Annotated in this window: 17 protein-coding genes, 1 pseudogene, 2 riboswitches and 1 other annotated feature (1 of these 21 cut by a window edge); all 18 genes and pseudogenes read left to right on the top strand. The window is 46.5% G+C overall.

Annotation, left to right across the window (positions count from 1 at the left end):
* Positions 1 to 11, top strand: a sequence feature (ribosomal protein L10 leader region); it begins 125 nt to the left of the window's first position.
* A gap of 30 nt (positions 12 to 41) precedes the next feature.
* The 18 genes and pseudogenes from rplJ (at position 42) to M5E81_RS08255 (ending at position 25,080) form a co-directional block, all read left to right on the top strand.
* Positions 42 to 569, top strand: coding sequence for a 50S ribosomal protein L10 (gene rplJ / locus M5E81_RS08340; RefSeq protein ID WP_009145194.1), 528 nt, complete (start codon positions 42 to 44; stop codon positions 567 to 569).
* Positions 570 to 634: 65 nt separating this feature from the next.
* The gene (rplL, locus tag M5E81_RS08335; protein WP_009145193.1) at positions 635 to 1,006 is read left to right on the top strand and encodes a 50S ribosomal protein L7/L12; all 372 of its coding nucleotides are present in this window, start codon (positions 635 to 637) and stop codon (positions 1,004 to 1,006) included.
* Between the two features lie 146 nt (positions 1,007 to 1,152).
* Positions 1,153 to 1,812 (top strand): alpha/beta hydrolase, encoded by a 660-nt coding sequence (locus M5E81_RS08330; RefSeq protein WP_249747281.1) that lies wholly within the window; start codon positions 1,153 to 1,155, stop codon positions 1,810 to 1,812.
* A gap of 190 nt (positions 1,813 to 2,002) precedes the next feature.
* Positions 2,003 to 2,449, top strand: a complete 447-nt coding sequence (locus M5E81_RS08325; protein WP_009145191.1) for a hypothetical protein — start codon at positions 2,003 to 2,005, stop codon at positions 2,447 to 2,449.
* A 10-nt stretch (positions 2,450 to 2,459) separates the two neighbouring features.
* Entirely contained in the window at positions 2,460 to 3,755 is a 1,296-nt protein-coding gene (locus tag M5E81_RS08320; RefSeq protein WP_249747280.1) for a glutathionylspermidine synthase family protein, read from the top strand.
* Positions 3,756 to 3,775: 20 nt separating this feature from the next.
* Positions 3,776 to 4,657 carry a LysR family transcriptional regulator gene (locus M5E81_RS08315; protein WP_249747279.1) on the top strand — a complete coding sequence of 294 codons (882 nt, stop codon included), beginning with the start codon at positions 3,776 to 3,778 and terminating at the stop codon, positions 4,655 to 4,657.
* Positions 4,658 to 5,001: 344 nt separating this feature from the next.
* Positions 5,002 to 6,453, top strand: a complete 1,452-nt coding sequence (gene nhaC / locus M5E81_RS08310) for a Na+/H+ antiporter NhaC (protein ID WP_249747278.1) — start codon at positions 5,002 to 5,004, stop codon at positions 6,451 to 6,453.
* 61 nt (positions 6,454 to 6,514) lie between these two features.
* Positions 6,515 to 7,681 (top strand): beta-aspartyl-peptidase, encoded by a 1,167-nt coding sequence (gene iadA, locus M5E81_RS08305; RefSeq protein ID WP_249747277.1) that lies wholly within the window; start codon positions 6,515 to 6,517, stop codon positions 7,679 to 7,681.
* Between the two features lie 311 nt (positions 7,682 to 7,992).
* Positions 7,993 to 11,808, top strand: a complete 3,816-nt coding sequence (rpoB, locus tag M5E81_RS08300; protein ID WP_249747276.1) for a DNA-directed RNA polymerase subunit beta — start codon at positions 7,993 to 7,995, stop codon at positions 11,806 to 11,808.
* Positions 11,809 to 11,828: 20 nt separating this feature from the next.
* Positions 11,829 to 15,944 carry a DNA-directed RNA polymerase subunit beta' gene (gene rpoC / locus M5E81_RS08295; protein ID WP_040565009.1) on the top strand — a complete coding sequence of 1,372 codons (4,116 nt, stop codon included), beginning with the start codon at positions 11,829 to 11,831 and terminating at the stop codon, positions 15,942 to 15,944.
* A gap of 67 nt (positions 15,945 to 16,011) precedes the next feature.
* Entirely contained in the window at positions 16,012 to 16,404 is a 393-nt protein-coding gene (locus M5E81_RS08290) for a hypothetical protein (RefSeq protein WP_009145183.1), read from the top strand.
* Between the two features lie 107 nt (positions 16,405 to 16,511).
* On the top strand, positions 16,512 to 17,177 hold the full coding sequence (locus M5E81_RS08285) for a response regulator transcription factor (RefSeq protein WP_249747275.1): 666 nt from the start codon (positions 16,512 to 16,514) through the stop codon (positions 17,175 to 17,177).
* Positions 17,167 to 18,450 (top strand): sensor histidine kinase, encoded by a 1,284-nt coding sequence (locus M5E81_RS08280; RefSeq protein WP_249747274.1) that lies wholly within the window; start codon positions 17,167 to 17,169, stop codon positions 18,448 to 18,450. Before M5E81_RS08285 ends, M5E81_RS08280 begins: the two co-directional genes overlap by 11 nt.
* Before the next feature lie 128 nt (positions 18,451 to 18,578).
* Positions 18,579 to 18,716: a hypothetical protein gene (locus M5E81_RS08275; RefSeq protein WP_249747273.1), complete on the top strand. Its 138-nt coding sequence runs from the start codon at positions 18,579 to 18,581 to the stop codon at positions 18,714 to 18,716.
* 75 nt (positions 18,717 to 18,791) lie between these two features.
* Positions 18,792 to 19,832, top strand: a complete 1,041-nt coding sequence (locus tag M5E81_RS08270; RefSeq protein ID WP_249746999.1) for an IS30 family transposase — start codon at positions 18,792 to 18,794, stop codon at positions 19,830 to 19,832.
* A 54-nt stretch (positions 19,833 to 19,886) separates the two neighbouring features.
* Positions 19,887 to 21,374 (top strand): annotated as a pseudogene (locus M5E81_RS08265) (ArnT family glycosyltransferase); the annotation flags it as partial.
* 265 nt (positions 21,375 to 21,639) lie between these two features.
* Positions 21,640 to 21,745: riboswitch (glycine riboswitch) on the top strand.
* A 120-nt stretch (positions 21,746 to 21,865) separates the two neighbouring features.
* Positions 21,866 to 23,212 carry an alanine/glycine:cation symporter family protein gene (locus tag M5E81_RS08260; protein ID WP_249747271.1) on the top strand — a complete coding sequence of 449 codons (1,347 nt, stop codon included), beginning with the start codon at positions 21,866 to 21,868 and terminating at the stop codon, positions 23,210 to 23,212.
* Between the two features lie 283 nt (positions 23,213 to 23,495).
* Positions 23,496 to 23,593: riboswitch (glycine riboswitch) on the top strand.
* 107 nt (positions 23,594 to 23,700) lie between these two features.
* A complete protein-coding gene (locus M5E81_RS08255) occupies positions 23,701 to 25,080 on the top strand; it encodes an alanine/glycine:cation symporter family protein (protein ID WP_040565007.1) in 1,380 nt (459 codons plus the stop codon).
* Positions 25,081 to 25,169: the final 89 nt, after the last annotated feature.

Here is a 25,169-nt window from a genome sequence, read left to right as displayed (position 1 = left end):
TTGATTTAATAAAAACATCAAAAAAAGGAGGTGCAATCTAAATGGCAGTTATTAGACCTGAAAAAGTAGCTAAAGTTGCTGAAATTCAAGAGTTGCTTTCTAACTCCAAATGCACTATTTTAGTTGACTTCTGCGGTTTAACTGTTGCTCAGGATACCGAGCTGCGTCGCAAAATGCGTGAAGCTGGCGTTCACTACAATGTAGTTAAGAACACTCTGCTGCGTATTGCTGCAGAACAAGCTGGTATTGAAGGTCTGGAACCTTCTCTGGAGAAAAACACCGCTATCGCTGTTTCCCCGGAAGATCCTGTTGCAGTTGCAAAAATCGTTTGCGAATTCGCAAAAGAAAACAAAGAACTGAAAGTTAAAGTTGGCGTTCTTGATGGCAAAGTTATCGGTGCTGACGAAATCAAAGCACTGGCTTCTCTGCCGCCGAAAGAAGTTCTTATTGCCAAGATGCTGGGCAGCATGAATGCTCCTATCAGCGGTTTTGTCAATGTACTTCAAGGTACTATCCGCAATGTCGTATACGCTCTGGAAGCTGTACGCAAACAAAAAGAGTCCGCTTAATTTGCGGCATGCTGCATAAGGCAGCTTAAAAAATAAAAACTTACTTATTATTGGAGGTAACTATAATGAATAAAGATCAAATCATCGAAGCTATTGAATCCATGACCGTACTCGAGCTGTCCGAACTGGTTAAAGCTCTGGAAGAAAAATTCGGCGTATCCGCAGCTGCTCCGGTAGCTGTTGCTGCTGCTCCGGCTGCTGGCGGCGAAGCTGCTGCAGCTGAAAAAACTGAATTCGACGTAATCCTGACTTCCGCTGGCGCTTCCAAAATCGGCGTAATCAAAGCTGTTCGCGAAGCTACTGGCCTGGGCCTGAAAGAAGCTAAAGAGCTGGTTGACGGCGCTCCGAAAGCTATCAAAGAAAAAATCTCCAAAGCTGACGCTGACGCTCTGAAAGAGAAACTGGAAGCTGCTGGCGCAACTGTAGAAGTTAAATAATCTTGTTTGCTACGATAGTAGCACAATAGATTGTTGATTCGTCTGCAATCCGACTCCCGATGCACTTAGGTGTATCGGGAGTTTTTTTGATTTTCTGCCTCAAAGAATATATAATATTTGCAACGGAACCAAGAGGCGAGTAGAGGATGAAAGTCAATTATCAAGGCAATCGCGATGCAAAAATAGTCTTGCTGCAAATAATAGGAGAACACGAGTTGCCGTTTATTGAAGAGGAGCTTTCACATATAAAAGCTATAACGCAGAGTACAGATTTTTTGTTTATTACAGTGCAGGTTGATAGCTGGAATGACGACCTTTCGCCATGGATGGCAGAGCCGATTTTTGGAGATGCTGCCTTTGCTGGCAATGCGGAAAAACTTCTAACACGTATAAAAAATGAAGTAATTGTTCCGTTATTAAGTGAGCATCAAGATATAAAGATTTTTGCTGGTGGCTATTCCTTAGCCGGATTATTTGTATTGTGGGCGGCTTATCAAACAAATTTATTAGAAGGTATAGCAGCAGTATCTCCGTCTGTGTGGTTTCCTAAATTTGTTGATTTTGTACATAACAACAAAATATTAAACAATAGAGTCTATTTAAGTCTTGGCGATAAGGAAGCAAAGACACGCAACCAAATTCTGTCACAGGTGGCAAATGATATTTATGATGTGTATTGCTCATTAAGAGATCATAGGTTGAGCAGTATTCTTGTTTGGAATGAGGGAAGTCATTTTAAGGAACCTGCTTTGCGTATGGCAAAAGGATTTGCATGGTTGATGAACAATGAAAAGATTCACTCATAAGAACACCCATAGATTGTTGATTCGTCTGCAATCCGCTTCCCGATGCACTTAGGTGTGTCGGGAGTTTTTTGATTTTGTGAATGAAGCATAGTCATAGTGCAATTCAGCTGCTTCTTATGCTATAATATGAAAGATGACCTACTATATTGCTGTGTAAAAATGATAGAGATTTTTTATAAAGGAGTTTCATATGCTTACAGATGAAAAACGTAAAAAGCTTTTGGCCGGTGCGCTGGCGGTAGTTATGCTGACAGGTGTTGCAGGCTGTGGTAACGATAAAGACAGTGAGTGGAAGAATGATAACTCTGCTCAGAATAATCAAGATGAAAAGAAGGATGAAGATAACGGCGGAGACTTTTTTCATGGCTTCTTTCCCTGGTACTTCATCGGCCGTACCTTTGGTGTAGGCCCGATGGCAGGTGTGCGAACTGCGCCTGCAGCTAACCAGAAGCAGAATACTGCACCCGCAGGCTCGTCTACTAATCCTAAACCAAACGCTAACACCGCCAACGGCTCTACTGTGCAGCAGGGAACTGCAGGAAGCACGCAAAATTCCAAGCTCGGCAGTACGGGAAGCACAGGCAAAAGCGGCATCGGCAGTGGCATGAGCCGCTCCAGCGGCAGCGCAATTTCCTGAGGTGATGAAGATGTATAAATACCGTAAGCCTGATACATGGCTTGATAAAATTGATTTGAATATGATGCCGTATTTGGATGCGCCGGAGTGGGAAAACCGTTATCCTACTATCAGCGCGCTGCTGATGAGCAATGCCAATAAGCGGGAGCTGCAGCGCATCAGTGCCGGCCTTACAGCAGCACTGTCACGCCTGGCAGAGGCTTTGCGTACCAATAATAATGGCGCAATGCCCTTTAATCTGTTTAATATGACGGATAAGCTCACACCGTATATCCTTGCGGATAACTCGGACCATGTGAGCTATATCAGCCGTCTTGACTTTGTAAAGAATACCGACGGCTGCTATAAGCTGGTAGAAATTAATTCGGATACACCCTGCGCCTTGCCGGAAACCTTTTATGCCAACAAGGTAGCGGAAGCATATTTTGCTAAGGAGTACGGCCTGCATTTGCAGCCGCGTTCAGATGGTGAGGAGCTGGCAGAGCCCTTTTTAAAGCTGTTGGAACAGCCTAAATATGCAGATAAGGATGTAGTGCGCATTGCTTTTGCTGCTGATAAAGGCTACAGTGAGGATTGGGCTAACGCCAAATTTTTATTTGAGCGTGTGCAAGAGGTGTTGCGTGAACGCATTTTGAGCAAGCAGCCATTCGTTTGTCGCCTTGTCGGTTTAGATGAGCTTATAGTACATGATGACGGAGTGTACATTCCTAATGAAATATTCCATAAGGAAGATAGAATTGATATACTGTATCGTCTGCATCCGCTGGAGCTTTTGATGGATGATGAAAGCGAAGACGGCTATCCTGTAGGCTTAAAACTTATGGAGCTGGCAAATTTCGGGGCTGTGGATCTGGTTAACCCTGTAAAATCCATTGTACTGCAGAATAAAGCGCTGTTGGCACTGGCATGGTATCTATATCAGCATCGTCTTTTCTGGACACCGCAGGAGGAAGAACTGTTGGCTGCGCATTTAACGCCGACCTATTTGGACAGCAAGCCGCTGGCAGGTCAGCGTTATATTAAGAAGCCTATTTTTGGGCGTGAGGGTGCAGGCATTGCTATTGTAGAGCCTGATGGTGCAACGAGCTACGAGGCAGAGGAATGCGATGACTGCGATTTGATTTACCAGCAGTTTGTTCCTTCAGCAGATGTACAGCAGGAAACAGATAACGGTGAGGCAACCGGCAAGTACACTTATTCCTGCTTTGTAATCAACGGTAAAGCGTCGGAAACCTTTGTGCGTTTGCAGCCGGGAGAAATTACCGGCGTGGAAGCATATTTTGTACCTGTTCTCGATGAAATATAAGAATTTGAGGAATATCCGAAATGAATATCCAAGTATATCAATCTTTTTTGACTGTTGTACAGTGCCGCAGCTTTACGCAGGCTGCAAAATATCTTAATTTTACCCAGCCTACAATCAGCAATCATATCAACGCTTTGGAAGAAGAATACGGCGTTATTCTTTTTACCCGAGATGGCAAGAATGTTTATCTGACGCAGGCAGGTAAAAACTTTGTGCCGATAGCACAGCAGCTGATGGCTGATTATCAGAAAAGCCAGGAGGTAATGCGCCAGTTTCAAAAGAAGAATTACAGTCTGAAAATAGGCGTTTCTACTCAGGGCATAAACTTTTATCTTTTGCCTGTGCTGCTGAAGCTCAAAAAGGAATTTCCCAAGCTGGATATAGAGGTCAACCGCTGTATGACGGTAGAATCGACAATAAATGATGCTTTTGTACAAAAGCTGTATGATTTTGCCTTTGTGCATATTGATGTGCAGCCGCTTTATACCAAGCGTGTACAGCTTTGGAATCAGCCGATGGTTTTTGTAGCCTCCAAAGAACTGTATGAACAGATGGGAGAAAACAATAATATTTATGATTATCCCTTTGTTTCCTATCCTGCAAGCGAGGTATACTATAAGCATCTGAAATCTAAGGTTGATTTCACGCGTCTGCAAAGTATATTGACCTTCAGTGATTCGGAATCCGTGCTGATGGCAGTTGAGCAGAATCTTGGTATAGCCTTGACACCGCGGGTAAAGGTAAGGAAGGAACTGGAGCAGGGGACATTAGTCGAATTCCCTGTCAAGTATTCGGGAAATATGCCTATATCGGTTCTTTATGATTATGAATTTAACTTTACCTTGCCTACAAAACGCTTTTTGGAGCTTTTAAAAGAGTCGCAGGAAAAGATAAAGGGTTAATTTACTTTCTGTTCTTTATATAAGAATAATTTATCAAAATACTATAACAGGGAAAATAATCTTATTGATTTTTTAATTTAGGGCTTCTTCAGCATGTTTGAAGAAGTCCTAAATTTTTAGTATAAAAAAGCGCATGGTTAAGAAAATGTCCACGAATTATAGTACAAATTTTGTATACAAAATACAGAACGGCGAATAAATTGCTTATGTATACAAGAAAAATTCCAATAAGTATAGATAAAGAAAACTGTTGAGATAATTAAGCTATAATGATAAAATTTTTATAGATAGCGTTGCTTGCGCAAAATTAAGCCGGCTGGATGACTGGCAGAAACGAGGGTATTATGTCAAAGGATATGCAAAAAACTGAAGAAAAAACAAATAGGCGTATGCCAACCTTTACGGAATCCGTTATTCCTATTATTGCCATGATGGTTATTCTGACTGTCGGCAAAGGTTATCTGGGTTACGCAACCGAGCCGCTGCTGCTTTTGGTAGCTGCTATTGCCGGCCTGATTGCTTACCGCGTTGGTGTTACCTGGGATGAAATGATGGACGAAATCTGCCAGAAGATTGCTAAGGGCATGCCGGCAATCCTGATTCTGACCTGCGTTGGTGCGCTGGTTGGTACCTGGATGGCTTCTGGTACTATCCCGATGATGATTTATTATGGTGTACAGATTGTAAACCCGACCTTCATGCTGGTAACCGCGTTTCTGATTACCGCAGTAGTATCTATCGTAACCGGCACCTCCTGGGGCTCCGTTGCTACTATGGGTGTTGCACTGATGGGTATTGCAAGCACTCTGGGTGTAAACCTGGCAGCTACTGCAGGTGCTGTAATCGCCGGTTCCTATTTCGGTGATAAAATCTCCCCGCTGTCCGATACCACTAACCTGGCACCGGTTGCAGCTGGTTCTACTCTTTATGAGCACATTGCTCACATGTTCTGGACTACTGTTCCGGCAACTATTATTTCCCTGGTTGTTTACGCTTTCGTAGGCTTAAAGGGCAATATCGGCGGCGATGTTTCTTCCGAAGCAGTAAGCACTATGCTGACTCAGCTAGATGGCATGTATAACTTTAACATTCTGCTGATTCTGCCTGTACTGCTGATTCTGGCAGGCTCTATCTTTAAGAAACCGACTCTGCCGGTTATGATGGCTTCCACTGTTCTGGCTGGCGCAGAAGCATTGATTTTCCAAAACATCAACCTGAAAAACCTGCTGCTGGCTACTGTAAAAGGCTTTAAAATTTCTATGCTGACCACTCCCGGCTTTGACCCCGCTACTGCTGCTCCTCAGATTATCAAACTTCTGAACCGCGGTGGTATGGCTGAAATCATGGGTACCACTCTGCTGGTATTCTGCGCATTCTGCTTTGCCGGTATCATGAGCAAGGCCGGCTGCCTGGAAGTAGTTCTGCAAAAAATCCTGACCTTTGCTAAGAGCACCGGCGATCTGATTGCTTCCACCGTTGCTTCCTGCATTACCATGGGCCTGTGCACCGGTAACTCCTACCTGTCCATTCTGATTCCCGGTGAAATGTTCCGTGATGCTTATAAAGCAAGAGGTCTTGCTGCGAAGAACCTGTCCCGTACATTGGAAGATGCAGGTACCGTATTTGTCCCGTTGGTACCCTGGTCTGCAGCAGGTGCTTATATGGCCGCCTGCACCGGTATTGAAACTCTGGATTATGCTCCGTGGGCAATTCTCTGCTACACCGGTTTCATTATCGCTCTGTTCTACGGCTACACCGGTATCGGTATCGCTAAGCTGGAAGACGAAAAGAAATAAGCCGGCTGCGCAAGCATGTCGGCAGTACTGAGCCGTTGCTTGGTACGCAATGAAAGGAAAAGTGACAATTTTGATTAAACTTATTAGAAACGCTGATGTTTACGCACCTGCTCATCTTGGCAAAAAGGATGTGCTGGTTATTGCAGATAAGGTAGTGCGTATTGCTGATAAAATTGAAGGCTACGAAGGCATGCCTGAAGTAGAGGTATTTGATTTCAGCGGCAAAAAGCTGCTGCCCGGTTACATTGATATGCATATGCACATCACCGGCGGCGGCGGTGAGCAGGGTCCTGCTTCCCGCGTACCTGAAGCAATGCTGAGCCAGATTACCAGCTGCGGTATTACAACCGTTCTGGGCCTGCTGGGTACGGACGGCGTAACAAGAAGCGTAGAAAACCTGGTGGCTAAGGCACGCGCACTGACGGAAGAAGGCATTACTGCCTACTGCCTGACCGGTGCTTACGGAATTCCTTCGCCGACCATTACAGGTTCTATCGAAAAAGATATTATGATGGTTCCGCCTATTATCGGTACCAAGATTGCTGTCAGCGATCATCGCAGCTCTAATCCTCAGGGACCTGAGCTGATTGAGGTTGCTACCGCAACCCGTCGCGGTGGCCTGCTGGCTAACGTTGCCGGCCTGGTAACCATGCACATGGGCTCCGGTATCGGCAAGCTGGACCCGCTGTTCTACGCATTGGACCATGCCGATGTTCCTGCAAAGAACTTCCTGCCTACTCATATGCTGCGTACTCGCGAGCTGATGGAAGAGGGCGCAAAGCTGATACGTCGCGGCGGTTATTTCGATATGACTGCCGGCAGCACTGACGAGGATATGGAAATCGGCGCAGAGCAGATTATGGAAATTCTGAGCTGGGAGGGTATGAGCACCGACCACCTGACGATGAGCAGTGACGCTTTCGGTTCTCAACCTAAGTTCAACGAAAACGGTGACTGCATCGGTCTGACCTACTGCTCTCCTAAATATCTGCATCTGACTATCAAGAGTCTGGTACGCCGCGGTCTGCCGTTGGAAGAGGCTATCAAGCTGCTGACCTCTACACCTGCCGAGCTGCTCGGCAAAACCGGTGTCAAAGGCTGCGTTGCAGTCGGCGCAGATGCTGACCTGCTGGTTCTGGACGAAAACCTGGATATCGACGCATTGTTTGCTAAAGGCCAGGTTGCCCTGCTGGATAAAGAGATTGTTCTTAAAGGCCGCTTTGAATAAGCTGCGCCTATGCGAATACAGACACACCGAAGATGCTGTGTCTGTATTTTTTTTGACAAAAATCTTGACAACTTGCGTAATTTATGATAACATATCATACTACATCATTATTATTTTTGCAGGTGTAAATTTTGACAACAAATACTGCCGGGTCAGTGGTTGAACGGCGTATCTTGCTTATAATGAAAGATGAGGCAGATCATCGAAGACAACTGACAAGGTCCTTGTGGTAAGAACCTTGTTGTTTTTTTTGTCACGCATGATTCGCCGAGTTTAGTGTGCTGATAATACAAGAAGGGGTGAGGAATTACATGTTTAAACCGGTTCCAGTAGGTGATAGGACTCGGTATAGTTATGCAAGAATCAATGAAATTTTGGCAATGCCTCATTTGATTGATATCCAGAGAAAATCCTACGAATGGTTCGTTCAAAAGGGCCTCATGGAGATTCTGCATGACATTTCTCCTATTAAAGACTTTGCAGGTAATCTGGAGCTTTCCTTTGAAAGCTTTGAATTAGGAACTCCGAAATACAGCGTTGAAGAGTGCAAGGAGAGAGATGAATCCTATTCTGCACCGATGAACGTTAAAGCACGCCTGATTTTCAAAGACAAGGAAAAAGGCGAAATTAAGGAATCCTCTGTATTTATGGGCGACTTCCCGCTGATGACCGATACCGGTACCTTTGTTATCAACGGTGCTGAACGTGTTATCGTCAGCCAGCTGGTGCGTTCTCCCGGCGTTTACTATAGTGTAACTATGGATCCCAGCGGTAAGAAGATTTACGGTACTACTGTAATTCCTAACCGTGGCGCTTGGATTGAATATGAAACTGACATTAATGATATTATTTCTGCTCGTGTAGACCGTACCCGTAAGGTTCCGGCAACCGTGCTGCTGCGTGCTCTGGGCTTGTCTTCCAATGATGAGATCCTGGCTTGCTTCGGCAATCATCCTGCGCTGCTGGCAACTCTGGAAAAGGATACTACCACTAACAGAGATGAAGCTATGCTGGAGCTTTACAAGAAGCTGCGTCCGGGCGAGCCTGTTATTCTGGAAAACGCCGTACAGCTGATTGAAAACACCTTCTTCGACAGCAAGCGTTATGACCTGGCTAATGTTGGCCGTTATAAGCTCAACAAAAAGCTTGGCTGGCGCAACCGCCTGAGCGGTACCGTACTGGCTGAGGCTATTGCTGATGAAGAAACCGGCGAAATCATCCTGCCGGCAGGCACTAAGATGACCGATGAAAATCTTGATAAGATTGCAGAAAGCGGCATTTATAACGAACGCGGTCTGCGTGCTGTCAAGATTCAGAACCATGAAGAAGAAATGCTTCTGATGTTCACCACCGGTATCGATGAAAAAATGCATACCGTTACCAATGAGGATGTATTTGCTTCCTTCAACTATTTGCTGAACCTGATGGATGGTCATGGCATCGGCGATGATATTGACCATTTGGGCAACCGTCGTGTACGCTGCGTTGGCGAATTGCTGCAAAACCAGTTCCGTATCGGTCTTTCCCGTATGGAGCGTGTAGTAAAAGAGCGTATGACCATTCAGGACAACGAGGTTATTACCCCGCAGGCTCTGATCAACATCCGTCCTGTTGTTGCCGCTATTAAGGAATTCTTCGGCAGCAGCCAGTTGTCCCAGTTCATGGACCAGAATAACCCTCTGGCAGAGCTGACTCATAAACGTCGTCTGTCTGCCCTCGGCCCCGGCGGTCTGTCCCGTGAGCGCGCAGGCTATGAAGTCCGCGACGTACACAACTCCCACTATGGCCGTATGTGTCCTATCGAGACGCCTGAAGGTCCTAACATCGGTTTGATCGGTTCTTTGTCCACCTATGCTGTTATCAATGAATACGGCTTTATGGAAACTCCGTACCGTGTTGTTGATAAAGAAAATAAACGTGTAACTGAAGAAATCAGATACATGACTGCGGACGAAGAAGATAAATATATCGTAGCACAGGCCAACGAACCGTTGGATGATGACGGCTACTTCCTGGGCGAACGTGTTACCGCCCGTGCTAAGGATGATGTCCTCTCCATTACTCCGGATAAGGTTGACCTGATGGACGTTTCTCCTAAACAGGTAGTATCTATCGCAACCGCGCTGATTCCTTTCCTGGAGAACGATGACGCTAACCGTGCTCTGATGGGTGCGAACATGCAGCGTCAGGCTGTACCTCTGCTCTGCACTCAGGCTCCGATTATCGGTACCGGTATGGAATACAAGGTTGCTGCCGACTCCGGTGTCTGCGTTCTGGCTAAACGTGCCGGCGAAGTTATCCGCGTAGTAGGCAACGAAATCCGTGTACGTGCAGAAAACGGTGAAGTGGATGTATATCCGCTGCTGAAATTCAAACGTTCCAACCAAGGTACCTGTGTTAACCAGCGTCCTATCGTTTTCAAAGGCGACAAGGTTACCGAAAAGCAGATTCTGGCTGACGGCCCTGCTACCGATCATGGCGAGCTGGCTTTAGGTCACAACGTAATCGTTGCTTATATGCCTTGGGAAGGCTATAACTACGAGGATGCTGTTCTGCTGAACGAGGATCTGGTAAAGGCTGATATCTTTACCTCTATCCATATTGAAGAATATGATTGTGATGCCCGCGATACCAAGCTTGGTAAAGAAGAAATTACCCGCGAGATTCCTAACGTATCCGACGAAGCTCTGAAGGATCTGGATGAACGCGGTATTATCCGTATCGGTGCCGAAGTACGCCCCGGCGATATTCTGGTAGGTAAGGTTACTCCGAAAGGCGAAACCGAGCTGACTGCAGAAGAACGTCTGCTGCGTGCAATCTTCGGTGAAAAAGCGCGTGAAGTACGTGACAGCTCCCTGCGTGTACCGCACGGCGAAGCAGGTAAGATTGTCAGCGTTAAGGTATTCAGCCGTGAAAACGGCGATGATCTGCCGCCGGGAGTAAACGAACAGGTTCGTGTACATATTGCCCAGAAACGTAAGATTTCCGAAGGCGATAAGATGGCAGGCCGTCACGGTAACAAGGGTGTCGTTTCCCGTATTATGGCACGTGAGGACATGCCTTTCCTGCCGACCGGCGAACCGGTACATATCGTACTGAATCCGTTGGGCGTACCTTCCCGTATGAACATCGGACAGGTACTGGAGAACCATCTTGGCTGGGCAGCACGTGCGCTGGGTATGGAAATTGATACTACCAACCTGGCAGCTAAGCTGAATGCCGTTGAAAAAACCGGCGCAGCAGAAGGTACTCCGGAATTTGAAGCAGCCTTCAAGGAAGAGCTGGCTAATTCTGAAACCGCTAAGAAATTAGAGCATTACGGCTACGATTATGAAAAATATGGTATGCCGGAAACTGTTGAAATTGATAAATTCGGTGGCAAGAGCGTAAAAGCAGTACAGATTTCCGTACCTGTATTCGACGGCGCGCATGAGCAGGATATTGCTGATGCACTGGAGCTTGCAGGCATTGATAAAACTGCTAAGACCACTCTGTATGACGGTCGTACCGGTGAACCCTTCGATAACCCTGTTACCGTTGGTCTGACCTATTACCTCAAGCTTCACCATTTGGTTGATGATAAGATCCATGCCCGCAGCACCGGCCCGTACTCCTTAGTTACCCAGCAGCCGTTGGGTGGTAAAGCACAGTTCGGCGGCCAGAGATTCGGTGAGATGGAAGTTTGGGCGCTGGAAGCATACGGCGCTGCTTACACTCTGCAGGAAATCCTGACTGTTAAGTCCGATGACGTTGTTGGCCGTGTTAAGACCTACGAAGCAATCGTTAAGGGCGAAAATGTACCTGATCCTGGTATTCCTGAATCCTTCAAGGTACTGGTTAAGGAATTGCAGTCCATCGGTCTGGATATCAAGGTTCTCAACGAGGACGAGGAAGAGGTTTCCTTGCGCGACGATGAGGATGACGATATTGCAACCACCGCTCGCGAGGTTGATTTAGACATCAACGGCCAGGTTGTTGAAAATGCACCTGAAAAGCCTGTTGATGATTATGCTGATAATGACGCTACCGAGGATGATAGTGATTCTGGGGACATCATTGCCGATATGGGTAATTTCACTATTACCGATAATCCCGATGGTGACTTAGATGATCCGACTAATATGTAAGAGAAGGGAGCGAATGATTCTTGATCGACGTAAATAATTTTGTGTCTATGCGTATCGGTTTGGCTTCTCCGGACCAGATTAGAGCCTGGTCCTACGGCGAGGTAAAAAAACCCGAAACCATCAATTACAGAACCCTGAAGCCGGAACGGGATGGCCTGTTCTGCGAAAGAATCTTTGGCCCTACTAAGGATTGGGAATGTCATTGCGGCAAATATAAACGCATCCGTTATAAGGGTATTATCTGCGACAAGTGCGGCGTTGAAGTTACCCGCAGCAAGGTTCGTCGTGACCGTATGGGTCACATCGAACTGGCTGCGCCGGTTTCCCATATCTGGTACTTTAAGGGTATCCCCAGCCGTATGGGCTTGATTCTGGATATTTCTCCGCGTAGCCTGGAAAAGGTTTTGTATTTTGCAAGCTTCATCGTACTTGACCCGGGTGAAGGCACTGACCTGGTTAAAGGCCAGCTGCTGACCGAGCCTGAGTACATGGAAAAACGTGATAAATATCCTGAAGCAGGCATCCGTGTAGGTATGGGTGCACAGGCTATTAAAGAGCTGTTGGAAGCTATTGATCTGGAAGCTTTGACAGAGCAGCTGCGTCATGAAATGAAGGAGCTGAGCGGTCAGCGCCGTGTGCGCGCTATTCGCCGTCTGGAAGTAGCCGAAGCATTCCTGAAATCCGGCAACCGTCCTGAATGGATGATTATGGATGTAGTTCCGGTAATTCCGCCTGAACTGCGTCCTATGGTACAGCTGGATGGCGGTCGTTTCGCAACCTCCGACCTGAACGATCTGTATCGCCGTGTTATTAACCGTAACAACCGTCTGAAACGTCTGCTGGAGCTGCATGCGCCTGATATCATTGTCCGCAATGAAAAACGTATGCTGCAGGAAGCAGTAGATGCTTTGATTGATAACGGCCGTCGCGGCCGTCCGGTTACCGGTCCCGGCAACCGTCCTCTGAAATCCTTGTCCGACATGCTCAAGGGTAAACAAGGCCGTTTCCGTCAGAACCTGTTAGGTAAACGTGTTGACTATTCCGGCCGTTCCGTAATCGTTGTAGGTCCTGAGCTGAAAATGCATCAGTGCGGCCTGCCGAAGGAAATGGCTCTGGAGCTGTTCAAACCCTTCGTTATGAAGCGTTTGGTAAACAGCGGTGAAGCAACTAACATTAAGAGTGCTAAGCGCATGGTAGAGCGTGCTACCAACGCTGTATGGGACGTTCTGGAAGAGGTAATCAAGGAACATCCTGTACTGTTGAACCGTGCACCGACTCTGCACAGACTGGGCATTCAGGCTTTCGAGCCTATTCTGTCCGAAGGCCGTGCTATTAAGCTGCATCCTCTGGTATGTACCGCTTATAACGCCGACTTTGACGGTGACCAGATGGCTGTCCATCTGCCGCTTTCCGTTGAGGCTCAGGCTGAAGCACGTATGCTGATGATGTCCGTAAACAACATCCTGGCACCGAAAGACGGCAAGCCTGTTGCTGTTCCTACACAGGATATGGTTTTGGGCTCCTACTATCTGACTATTGAAAAGACCAGCAAGGATGACCCGAACGTTAAGGGTGAAGGAACCCGCTACAGCAGCGTAGATGAAGCTCAGCTGGCTTACTTCCACCATGCGGTAGATCTGCAAGTACCTATCGAGGTTTATATTCCCAACAGCGAAATCTATGATGAAGAAAAGGGTGCAGCTGTCGGTGAAACCGGTATGTCCCTAGTAGTTACAACTGTAGGTAACACTATTTTCAATGGCGAGCTGCCTCTGGAAATGCGTTACTATCATAAAGAAAAAGATCAGGTTGTTGAAAAGCGTCTGGATGCTTCCGGCAATGTTGTTGAAACAACCGTTGAAGTTGAACGTTGGCATCTCGGCAAGCTGATTGACAAGAAAGAATTGGGCAGACTCGTTGCTAAGGCTCACAAGCTGTACGGCAACCTGCGTACTGCCGAGATTCTGGATATTGTTAAGAAAATGGGTTACGATAATGCTTGTAAATCCGGTATTTCTATCGCAACCTCCGATATTCAGATTCCTGCTGAAAAAGAAGTTATTCTGGAAGCAACAGAGCATGAGGTTGATAAGGTTGAACGCCTCTTCCGCCGTGGTTTGATGAGCGATGACGAACGTTATCGTAAGGTAATTGACCTGTGGAACGAAGCAACCGATAAGGTTACCGATAAACTGATGAAATCTACCATGAACAAGTTCAATCCTGTATCCATGATGGCTGACTCCGGTGCCCGCGGTAACAAACAGCAGATTCGTCAGCTGGCCGGTATGCGTGGTTTGATGGCCGATCCTTCCGGTCGTATCATTGACCGTCCTATCAAATCTAACTTCCGTGAAGGCCTGACTATTTTGGAATACTTCATTTCTTCTCATGGTGCTCGTAAAGGCTTGGCCGATACCGCACTGCGTACCGCTGACTCCGGTTACCTGACTCGTCGTCTGGTTGACGTTGCACAGGACGTAATTGTCCGTGAGGATGATTGCGATATCGTTGGTATGAACCTGGTTAAGGAACGCAGCCGTCTGAGCAAGGCTGTTCTTGGCGCAAGCCAGAACAAAATCCGCGAAAAGGTTATGGGTCGTACTCTGGCTTCCGGCGTACTTGATGAAGAAGGCAACCTGATTGCTGAAGCAGATACCAACATCACCGAAGAGCTTTTTGCTAAGCTCAATGATGCAGGTGTTGAAGAAATCAATCTCTATTCCGACGAAGATATGAACGGTGAGGATATCGAAAATGTCCGCATCAACATCAGCGATACCTTTGCTCATAATGTGCTGAAGGAAGCAATGATGCATAACTTCAACGGCAAAGAAGTGGCAGCAGATATTGTTAACGGTGCAGGCGAAGTGCTGGCACATACCGGCGAAACTATGACCGAAGACATTATCAACGCTGTTCTGGCTGACGGTACCGTTAAGGAGCTGCGTATCCGCAATAACGAAATTGCCGGCATTGAGGTTGAGGCAATTACCGAAGGAAAAAAAGAGAAAACCATCATTGAAACCCTGCATGACCGTATCATTGGCCGTAACCTGGCTGAGGATATTCTGGATGAAAATGGTGAAATTCTTTATCATATCAATGAATATGTTACCGAGCCTATGGCAGAACGTATCTGCCAGCTGCGTGAAAAGGTTAAAATCCGCAGCGTACTTACCTGTAAGGCTAAGTTCGGCGTTTGCCGCAAGTGCTATGGCCGTAACCTGGCAACCGGCAAGAACGTCGATGTTGGTGAGGCAGTCGGCACTATCGCTGCACAGTCCATCGGCGAACCTGGTACTCAGCTGACCATGCGTACGTTCCATACCGGCGGCGTTGCTGGTGCAGACGATATTACCCAAGGTCTGCCTCGTGTCGAGGAGCTGTTCGAAGCACGTAAACCGAAACATCCGGGCATTCTGTCCGAGGTTGCAGGTCACGTACATATTACCCAGGAAGGCAACAGCCGCAAGGTAACCGTAATGGCACTGGATGGCGAAAACCAGGAATATCAGATTCCTTACGGCGCTAAGCTGTCTGTTGTTGAGGGCGAGGAAATCGCTAAGGGCGACCGTCTGACCGAAGGTTCTCTTAACCCGCATGACGTACTGCGTATCAGCGGCGTGAAGGCTACCCAGAACTATCTGGTATCTCAGGTAGTAGGCGTTTATAAGTCTCAGGGCGTAGATATCAACAGTAAGCATATCGAGGTTATGGTTCGTCAGATGATGCGCAAAATCCGCATCGAGGAATCCGGTGACACCACAATGCTGCCGGGTGAAGACGTTGATGTGGCAGAATTTGAAGAGCAGAATACCGAGATGCTGGAAGCAGGCAAGGCTCCTGCAGAAGGCCGTGCTATCCTGCTGGGTATCACCAAAGCTTCTTTGGCTACCGACTCCTTCCTGTCTGCTGCTTCCTTCCAGGAAACCACCCGCGTACTCACCGATGCCGCTATTAAAGGCAAAGTTGACCCGCTGCTGGGCCTGAAAGAAAACGTTATCATCGGTAAGCTGATTCCGGCAGGTACCGGTATGAGCCGTTATCGTGATATCAAAGTTAAATATAATGTTCCGATGCCCGAAGTTGCAACTGCTGAAACTGTAGCAGAAGAAACTCCCGATAAGGAATAACGTATAAGCAATCGCGCCTCAAAGCCTTAAGCTCTGAGGCGCTTTGCTCTCTAAGGAGAACGAATTTATGCTGATAAAAAAATTTCCTGTTCCCTGCCGCGTGGATTATGTTCCTTCTCCCTATGAGCCGGATGAGGACGGCGTGCAGGATGTCGGCTATTATAACGGTAAGCTGAGCGACGGCCGTGCCTATCGCCTGGAATGCTGGCGTATGGACGATATGCTGATGCTGACAGTAATGTTTTCCGACCGCTGTCTTGAGGGCTACAGACGTGAGGATATGGCGCTTTTGCTGGAGCTGGAAGATATCATATGTTTTACAGGTACCAACCGTAAGCTGCAGGCTACACGCACGGAGGATGACCGCGGACAGACTGTATGGGCCATTAATATTATGCTGGCCAATAAAAAAGGCACCTATGCGGAAATTGTGCCGTCATTGAACAGATATATCATGTAAGACAATCGCTGCTGCAGGCAAAGCCTCGGCAGCGATTTTTCAGTTGAAATTAATTTTACATGCCTATACTGCATTGTGATACAATAGCTGTAACGGAGGCGGAAGCAATGAAAATTTTGTTAGCTGAGGATGATATAAATTTAGGTAAGCTTTTGAGCATGCTGCTGAAAAAGCAAAATATAACTGTGAACTGGGTGCAGGATGGCGAGGCTGCCTACGATGCTGTATATGCCGACGGCTATGATGTGCTGGTGTTGGACTGGATGATGCCGCTTCTGAGCGGACTTGACCTGTGCAAGCGTTTGCGTGAGGAGGATTATCAGGGAAAAATATTGCTGCTGACGGCCAAGGATACGTTGGCGGATAAGGTGCAGGGCTTAAACAGCGGTGCCGATGACTATCTGGTAAAGCCTTTCGAGCTGGAGGAGCTGGTGGCGCGTCTGAACGCTCTTTGCCGTCGCCAAGGACAGTACAGCGCGGAAAAGCTGCGTTACGGTGCTTATACTTTGGAAAGCTCTACATATTGCCTGGCATACGACGAGCGTCGTGTAGAGCTGCGTCCGCGTGAATTTAAGCTGCTGGAGCTGCTTTTGCGTAACCGTGGGCAGGTTATGCCGCGTGCGGTGCTGCAGGACCGCATCTGGGGCATTGACAGCGATGTGACGGAGAACAATCTTGATGTGCATATCCGTCTGCTGCGTAAAAAAATTATGGAGCTGAACGGAGAAGAACTGATTAAAACGATGCGGGGCGTGGGCTATTATGTGGAATAAGCCTTTTGAAAAGCTGCGCCGGCGTATGACCTGCTTATATGCGGCAATCTTCGGTGCTTTGATTTTAGTTATTGTAGCTGCTGCCTATACCTTTATCTGGTGGGAAATATTGGCGCATGAAAAGGAAAATCTTGTAGCGCAAATTTACCATGAGGGCGAAGAATGGGTAGAATCAGAGGAGGCTCCCTGCTCCGAAGCAGCTATCCGCAGCGGGAAGATGCTTGCATACTTTGTGAATGCAGATGGCTCGAAGGTAATTTTAAACCAGCTTGGAACAGGTGAGGCAGGGCAGGAGCTGATGAGTCATAAAGATGATTGGCCGAAGAAGCTGAATACATCGCGTCTTTTGCGGATGCAGAGTGCAAATGGTGCGCGTTATAGATATCTTGCCGCTGTTGCTCCCGTTATTGACGGTGATAAGCAGATTGGCAGGCTGTATATGTTCAAAAATATGCAGTTTTATTATCATGCGGCCTATAAAACACTGTTTATGCTTTTGTGTATGGCATTGATACTCTATTTTGCTGCCTGTTATTTCGGTTATTGGCTGGCAGAACGCAATATCCGTCCTATAAGCAACATGTATGCCAAGCAGCAGCAGTTCACAGCGGATGCTTCGCATGAAATGCGCACGCCGCTTGCCGTTATGAAGCTGGCTGTGCAGGGACTGCAGGAGGATGAGGACAGCAGGCTGAGCGATTTTGCCAAAGAGTCGGTAAACATGCTGCAAAGCGAGTCGGAAAGACTTAGCCGTCTTACGGAAAATCTTATGACGCTGGCGCGCAGCGATGAGGATATTCTTCCCGTGTATACGGCGCAGGTGGATATAACGGCGCTGTGTAAAAAGGTTGCATCGCAGATGTCGCTTTTGACAGCAGAAAAAAAGCTGCAGCTGAAGCAGGAAATCCAGGATAACTTGGTAATGCAGGGTGATGAAATAGCTTTATCGCGCTTGCTGATTATTCTGTTGGATAACGCTATGAAGTATTCACCGGAGCAGACGCAAATTACTCTGCGTGCAGCCAAGGTGAAAACGCATCTGGTACTGGAGGTACGTGATGAGGGCTTTGGCATCAGTGACGAAGATAAGCAGAAGATTTTTGACCGCTTCTTCCGCGTGGACAAGGCGCGCAGCCGTAGTCATGGGGGCTTGGGCTTAGGCTTGTCGCTGGCGCTGGCTATTGTGCGGCAGCATGGCGGCAGCATCAAGGTTCTCGACAACAAGCCTCGGGGAACTGTCATGTATGTGAAGCTGCCGACGGCTGCAAAGTAATTATTAGGCTTTCTTATAAGCTGAATTTAAGATGAATACCCCTTTCAGTAATCATTAAGTGAAGGAGTTTATACTGTGCTTAATGAAAGGCGGAGTGTAAAAGCTCTGCTGCTGAAGGGGGATTTTTTATGCCACGAAAATATTGGCTGCTGCTTTTTGCAGCTGCCGCAGCATTGCTTTTTGCGGGTAATGGCAGCCTGCTGATTACAGACAGCGTAGAATCTAATGGCTCATTGTATAATGAAATTGCACACCTGAAAAATTGAATAAAAATAGTCCATTGTGATACCTTTGTGTTAAGATTAAGTTTCTACACAAAAACTAACTAAGGAGTAATCACAATGGACTACACCAAAGATATCACAAATCATCAAAAAGGTAAACACTTTTCTTTAGGAGACCGCAGGGAATTACAAGGAATTCTGTCTGACAGCTCTAAACAGTATTCTCTTCGTCAGCTGGCAAAGTATTTTAACTGTGCTCCAAATACTATCAGGAATGAACTCAAGCGTGGTGCTCATCCTCATACCGGTAGATATGGAGCTGCTCGTGCTCAACGTGCCTATATTGCTAGCCATAGCAACAGTATTTGCAAGTCTAAAAGATTTCTTACAAGTAATTTTGTTACTTGGACTGTTCGAAAAGTATTGCAAGAACACTGGTCTTTGGATGCCTGCCATGGCTATGCCCTAGACAATCATCTATTTCCTCTCAAAGAAATTGTGTGCGTAAAGACTCTCTATAACTATGTAGATTCCATGCTGCTTAGATTGCGCAACATTGACCTTCCATTAAAGGTAAGAAGACGTAGAACAACCCGCAGCATAAAGAAAAATCTGAAGCATATGGGTCGCAGCATAGACGAGAGGGATTCTAATGTGGATGAACGCAATGAATTCGGTCATTGGGAAATAGATACTGTTATAGGAAGTAAAAGCAAGAGTGACAACGTGGTGTTGACTCTTGTGGAACGTATAACACGCAAGTATATCGCACTGAAAATAACTAGTAAAACATCCTTTGCTGTTAACGAAGGCATTGCTTACCTAAAGGAATACTATGGTACTAAATTCAGTCAGGTGTTTAAGACAATTACTAGCGATAATGGAAGCGAGTTTGCAGAACTCTCGCAAATAGAGAATGACACTTCTATAAAAATATACTTCGCACATCCTTACAGTTCTTGGGAAAGAGGCAGTAATGAGCGCCATAATGGTTTGCTCAGAAGATTCATCCGAAAAGGAAAGAGGATGGACAATTATAGCTACGAAGATATTATGTTTATCGCTGATTGGTGTAATTCACTTCCAAGGAAGATTCTGGGATATAAAACTCCAGATGAACTGTTTGACTTTGAGTTGGATAAGATCTATGCATCTTAATTTTCAAAAAGTGTGCAACTTCTTATTGCAATTTAGAGCGTAGAATCTAATTATGCCTTGACGGCGAAGGAAATGGTACTGAGCGGCGATTGGCTGTCACCGCAGATTTACGGTCATTACTGGTATGATAAGCCGATTTTCTTTTATTGGATGACGGCGCTGGCTTATAAAATGTTTGGCTTTACGGAATTTGCTTCACGCTTCTTCCCGGCATTGTTCGGTTTAGGCAGCGTGGCATTATTGGCGTGGGGCGGCAGCAAGCTGGAAAATGCGCGCAGCGGTTTTATCAGTGCATTGGTACTGCTGAGCAGTGTAGAATTTTTTCTGATCAGCAAGTCGGTAATTACAGATGCTGTATTGTTCTTTTTCTTCAGTGCGACATTGCTGTTTTTCTATCTTGGCTATCGTGACGGCAGGGCGCGCTATTGGTACATTATGTATGCTGCAGCAGGCTTTGCGGTTTTGACTAAGGGACCGATTGGCGTGCTGCTGCCGGGATTGATTATTACGTTATTCCTGTTGTGGCAGCGTGATTGGCACGTACTGAAGCGCATGCATCTTGTAAGCGGCACATTGCTTTGTGCGGCGGTTGTCGTTCCCTGGTATGCTGTAATGTACAGCCTGCACGGAAGCGACTTCATCAATACCTTCTTCGGCACGCATAACTTCCTGCGCGCAACGGTATCGGAGCATCCGCGTGACGATGTGATTTACTATTATACGCTGGTAAATCTGCTGGCGCTGTTTCCGTGGAGCGGACTTGTTCCCAGGGCTGCTTATAAATGGTGGCGGCAGGGACATCGTAGCCTGGAAGAACAGCAAAAATTTTTACTGCTGTGGGCACTTGTTGTTTTCATTTTCTTTCAATGTATGGCAACGAAATACATCACCTATACTTATCCGCTGCTCTTCCCGGCCAGCCTTTTGCTGGGAAGCATGCTGGCGAAACATACGGACTGTGTGGATGGCGGTTATATGATATTTGTCGGCGGAGGCTTTGGCCTGCTGCTTGTGGGAGCATGGTTTGCGGTAAGTCATCAGCTTATAGCATCTGAGCTGCTGTTCTTGCTGCCGTTGGCGCTGATTATCGGCGTGATGCTTGATTATATACTGCGCTTAGTGACGGGAGAGCGTGTCTGCAGTATTGCGGCTATGTCGGCAGTATTTTATATTGCGCTTATTTTCAGCCTTGCTATACCATTCAGTGAGCAGCGCAGTGCGAAGAATTTGGGTGAGATGCTGACGGAAAATGATGTACATGAGGTAGGCTTATATGGCAAATATCCTACTTCTGCAGTTTTTTACAGCAGCAGTAAAATTGTCAAGCTGATGCATGAGCGTGAGGTTGCAGGCTATGTTCCCAAGGATTTTTCCTGGACAAGCAAGAACGTTATGCCTTACGCAACACTGGAGCGGAATCCGTATCGTTTTGTTGTTGTTACGACTAAAAGCTATGATAGATTTATTGCTCAGCAGAATAAAAAATGGCAGGTTATTGATGCCGATAATAGTTGGATTATGCTGAGAATGAAGCATATATGATTACAAAGCGAGATTTAGTATGTATTTTTTACAATAAGTAGTATTTTAGCATGCTTTAAGCAATCTGTTTTGCTTCAAAAGTTACACTCCCTTATGTATTCGTGTATACATAAAAAATTGTTAAAAAAAGACTTGCGTTCTTCAAAAAGTGTGTTATAATAGCGTACATAAGTAAATAACGAGTGGATGATGTATATGGGAGAAGGCACTGCCTACCGAAGGAGCAAAACTCTCAGGTGCTTAATTTTAAGCAGGAACCGTATGCTGACACAACTCTGGAGAGTCCCTTAAATGGGCGCCGAAGGTGCAAAGATGTCTTCTGAAATTCAGAAACGTCCTTATCTCTCAGGCCAGTGGACAGAGCAAAGCTTATGTGATGGCGCTATTGCCTATCATATGTCATTGACTTTTACCGGAGTATTTTTTGTATACTCCGGTTTTTTATTTGCTTGTAAATAATTAATGGGAATTTAAAGGGAGATGTTTGAATCATGTTGGAAATTTTGAATGAAATTGATGCGTTTGTCTGGGGTCCGCCGCTTCTGGTACTTTTGGTTGGTACCGGTATTCTGCTGACCTTCCGTCTGAAGCTGCTACAGGTTTTCAAGCTGCCGCAGGCTTTGGGCTTGATCTTCAGTGCCAAGAACGATGGCAGTGGTGACGTAAACAGCTTTAAAGCATTGTGTACCGCACTGGCTGCAACTGTTGGTACCGGTAACATCGTTGGTGTTGCAACTGCAATTAAAGCAGGTGGGCCGGGCGCTTTGTTCTGGATGTGGATGGCAGCCTTCTTCGGAATGGCAACCAAATATTCCGAATGTCTGCTGGCTGTAAAATATCGTACTGTCGATGCTAACGGCAATATTTCCGGTGGCCCGATGTACTACATTGAAAATGGTCTTGGCAAAAAATACAAACCGCTGGCTGTTATGTTTGCTATATTCGGTGTTCTGTGCGCATACTTTGGTATCGGTACCTTTGCTCAGGTAAACTCCATTGTTGAAATTACCCAGATTTCTGCAGGTATTCCGGTTGTTTACACCGGTATTGCTCTGACTGTAGTTGTTGCTGCTGTAACCATCGGCGGTCTGAAATCCATTGCAACTGTTGCTGCAAAGGTAGTTCCTGCTATGGCTCTGCTGTACTTCCTGACTACTGTCGGTATCATGATTGTGTTTGCAGATCAGGTTCCTGCTGCAATCGCAACTGTACTGAATTCTGCTTTCACTCCGACTGCTGCTCAAGGCGGTTTCCTCGGTGCTACCGTTATGCTGGCAATGCGCAGTGGTGTTGCTCGTGGCGTATTCTCCAACGAATCCGGTTTAGGTTCTGCTCCTATCGTTGCTGCTGCTGCTAAAACCAAATGGGCTGCAGAGCAAGGCTTGATTTCTATGACCGGTACTTTTATTGATACTATTATCATTTGTACTCTGACCGGCTTGTCCCTGGTTGTCAGCGGTGTATGGTGCGGACCTCTGAACGGTGCTGCAATGACTGAATCTGCCTTCACCATGGCTTTCCCTGCATTTGGCAGCATGCTGCTTTTGGTTGGTCTTGTACTCTTTGCTTTCACCACCATCCTTGGCTGGAACTACTACGGCGAACGCTGTGTAGAATATCTGATGGGCGTAAAGGCAATTCTGCCGTACCGCATCATCTTCATATGCCTGATTGCCTGCGGTCCTTTCCTGAAGCTGGAAGAGATTTGGGTTTTGGCGGATATCGTTAACGGCCTGATGGCTATTCCTAACTTAATTGCTTTGATTGCTTTGTCCGGTGTAGTTGTTGCCGAAACTAAGGCTTATCAGAAGCATCTGGCTGAAGAAAATAATAAATAAGTAAGCCTAATATTTCATCTTTATATAGCAAAGCGGCGTTGTGCGACTCTCCCCAGAGTTCCCACAGCGCCGTTTTGTTATTAAAAAAATCAATAAACATACTTTAGTTTACAGTTTTGTATGTATGCGTGTATACATTGCTGTAAGATCTTGAATTTTGTTTTACATGTGTTATAATCAGATACATAAGTAAATAGTGAGTGGATGAAGTACATAGGAGAAGGCAATGCCTACCGAAGGAGCAAAAACTCTCAGGTGCTTATAAAAAGCAAGAACCGTGTACAGACACAACTCTGGAGAGTCCCTTGAATGGGCGCCGAAGGTGCAAAGATGTGAATATTTACATCCTTATCTCTCAGGCCAGTGGACGGAGCAAAATAACAATGATAGCACAGCTATCATGGCCGCTGACAAACCGGAGTATCAGGTAATTATACTCCGGCTTTTTATTTACTTAGGGAACTTTGAAAATGAGAGGGGAAATCATCATGTTGGAAACATTGAATGCAATTGATTCGTTTGTCTGGGGTCCGCCACTACTGGTATTGCTTGTAGGTACCGGCATTATGCTGACCATTCGTTTAGGCTTGTTGCAGGTATTGAAGCTGCCGCAAGCATTGAAGCTTATCTTCTGTGCCAAGAATGATGGTCACGGTGACGTAAACAGCTTTAAAGCATTGTGTACCGCTCTTGCTGCAACTGTTGGTACCGGTAATATTGTCGGTGTTGCTACCGCAATTAAGGCCGGTGGTCCCGGTGCATTGTTCTGGATGTGGCTGGCTGCCTTCTTCGGTATGGCAACCAAATATGCAGAATGCCTGCTGGCTGTAAAATATCGTACTGTCGACGCTAACGGCAATATCTCCGGCGGTCCGATGTATTACATTCAAAACGGCCTTGGCAAGCAATATAAACCCTTGGCTACTATGTTCTGCGTTTTCGGTATCATGTGCGCATACTTCGGCGTAGGTACCTTCGCTCAGGTAAACTCCATCGTTGAGATTACCAAAATCTCTGCAGGCATCCCGGTTCTTTATACCGGCATTGCGCTGACAATTCTTGTTGCTGCCGTAACCATAGGCGGTCTGAAATCCATCGCTACTGTTTCTTCTAAGGTTGTTCCCGGTATGGCAGTAATTTACTTCCTGACTACCTTAGGTATTTTGATAGCTTTCGCTGATCAGGTGCCGGCAGCTGTAGCACTGGTTATTGAAAGTGCCTTCACTACTACTGCTGCACAGGGCGGCTTCCTTGGTGCAACTGTTATGCTGGCAATGCGCAGCGGTGTTGCCCGCGGCGTATTCTCCAACGAATCCGGCTTAGGCTCTGCTCCTATCGTAGCGGCTGCTGCTAAAACTAATTGGCCTGCTGAACAAGGTCTGGTTTCCATGACCGGTACCTTTATCGATACCATCATCATCTGCACCATGACCGGTTTGTCCTTGATTGTTACCGGCGTTTGGAACGGTGAACTCAACGGTGCTGCAATGACTAATGCAGCCTTCACTTCCGCCTTCCCTGCTTTCGGCAGCTGGCTGCTGTTGGTTGGCCTGGTGCTCTTCGCCTTCACTACCATCCTCGGCTGGAACTATTACGGCGAACGTTGCGTAGAATACCTGATGGGTGTTAAAGCAATTCTTCCGTACCGCATCGGTTTCATCATTCTTGTTGCCTGCGGTCCGTTCCTGAAACTGGAAGAAATCTGGGTTATGTCCGATATCGTTAACGGTCTGATGGCTTTGCCTAACCTGATTGCTCTGGTTGCTCTTTCCGGCGTAGTTGTTGCTGAAACAAAAGCTTATCAGCAGCATCTCAAGGAAGAGGCTGAGTTGGTTCCGGTAAAATTAGCCGAAGAAACCAATCATTAAGTTATCCCATTTAATTTAATATAGTGCAGCGGCACCGTGAGACTCTCCCCAGAGTTCCCACAGTGCCGCTTGCCTTTGCGCTTGCGCAA

Origin of the sequence: Phascolarctobacterium succinatutens (assembly GCF_023497905.1) — a bacterium.
Taxonomy (GTDB): Bacteria; Bacillota; Negativicutes; order Acidaminococcales; family Acidaminococcaceae; genus Phascolarctobacterium_A; species Phascolarctobacterium_A succinatutens.
This window is presented reverse-complemented; position numbering and strand designations above follow the sequence as displayed.

Excerpts from the sequence above, each read along its gene's own strand:
- rplJ (WP_009145194.1), top strand. The coding sequence starts at position 42 with ATGGCAGTTATTAGACCTGAAAAAGTAGCTAAAGTTGCTGAAATTCAA.
- rplL (WP_009145193.1), top strand. The coding sequence starts at position 635 with ATGAATAAAGATCAAATCATCGAAGCTATTGAATCCATGACCGTACTC.
- M5E81_RS08330 (WP_249747281.1), top strand. The coding sequence starts at position 1,153 with ATGAAAGTCAATTATCAAGGCAATCGCGATGCAAAAATAGTCTTGCTG.
- M5E81_RS08325 (WP_009145191.1), top strand. The coding sequence starts at position 2,003 with ATGCTTACAGATGAAAAACGTAAAAAGCTTTTGGCCGGTGCGCTGGCG.
- M5E81_RS08320 (WP_249747280.1), top strand. The coding sequence starts at position 2,460 with ATGTATAAATACCGTAAGCCTGATACATGGCTTGATAAAATTGATTTG.
- M5E81_RS08315 (WP_249747279.1), top strand. The coding sequence starts at position 3,776 with ATGAATATCCAAGTATATCAATCTTTTTTGACTGTTGTACAGTGCCGC.
- nhaC (WP_249747278.1), top strand. The coding sequence starts at position 5,002 with ATGTCAAAGGATATGCAAAAAACTGAAGAAAAAACAAATAGGCGTATG.
- rpoB (WP_249747276.1), top strand. The coding sequence starts at position 7,993 with ATGTTTAAACCGGTTCCAGTAGGTGATAGGACTCGGTATAGTTATGCA.
- M5E81_RS08290 (WP_009145183.1), top strand. The coding sequence starts at position 16,012 with ATGCTGATAAAAAAATTTCCTGTTCCCTGCCGCGTGGATTATGTTCCT.
- M5E81_RS08285 (WP_249747275.1), top strand. The coding sequence starts at position 16,512 with ATGAAAATTTTGTTAGCTGAGGATGATATAAATTTAGGTAAGCTTTTG.
- M5E81_RS08280 (WP_249747274.1), top strand. The coding sequence starts at position 17,167 with ATGTGGAATAAGCCTTTTGAAAAGCTGCGCCGGCGTATGACCTGCTTA.
- M5E81_RS08275 (WP_249747273.1), top strand. The coding sequence starts at position 18,579 with ATGCCACGAAAATATTGGCTGCTGCTTTTTGCAGCTGCCGCAGCATTG.
- M5E81_RS08270 (WP_249746999.1), top strand. The coding sequence starts at position 18,792 with ATGGACTACACCAAAGATATCACAAATCATCAAAAAGGTAAACACTTT.
- M5E81_RS08260 (WP_249747271.1), top strand. The coding sequence starts at position 21,866 with ATGTTGGAAATTTTGAATGAAATTGATGCGTTTGTCTGGGGTCCGCCG.
- M5E81_RS08255 (WP_040565007.1), top strand. The coding sequence starts at position 23,701 with ATGTTGGAAACATTGAATGCAATTGATTCGTTTGTCTGGGGTCCGCCA.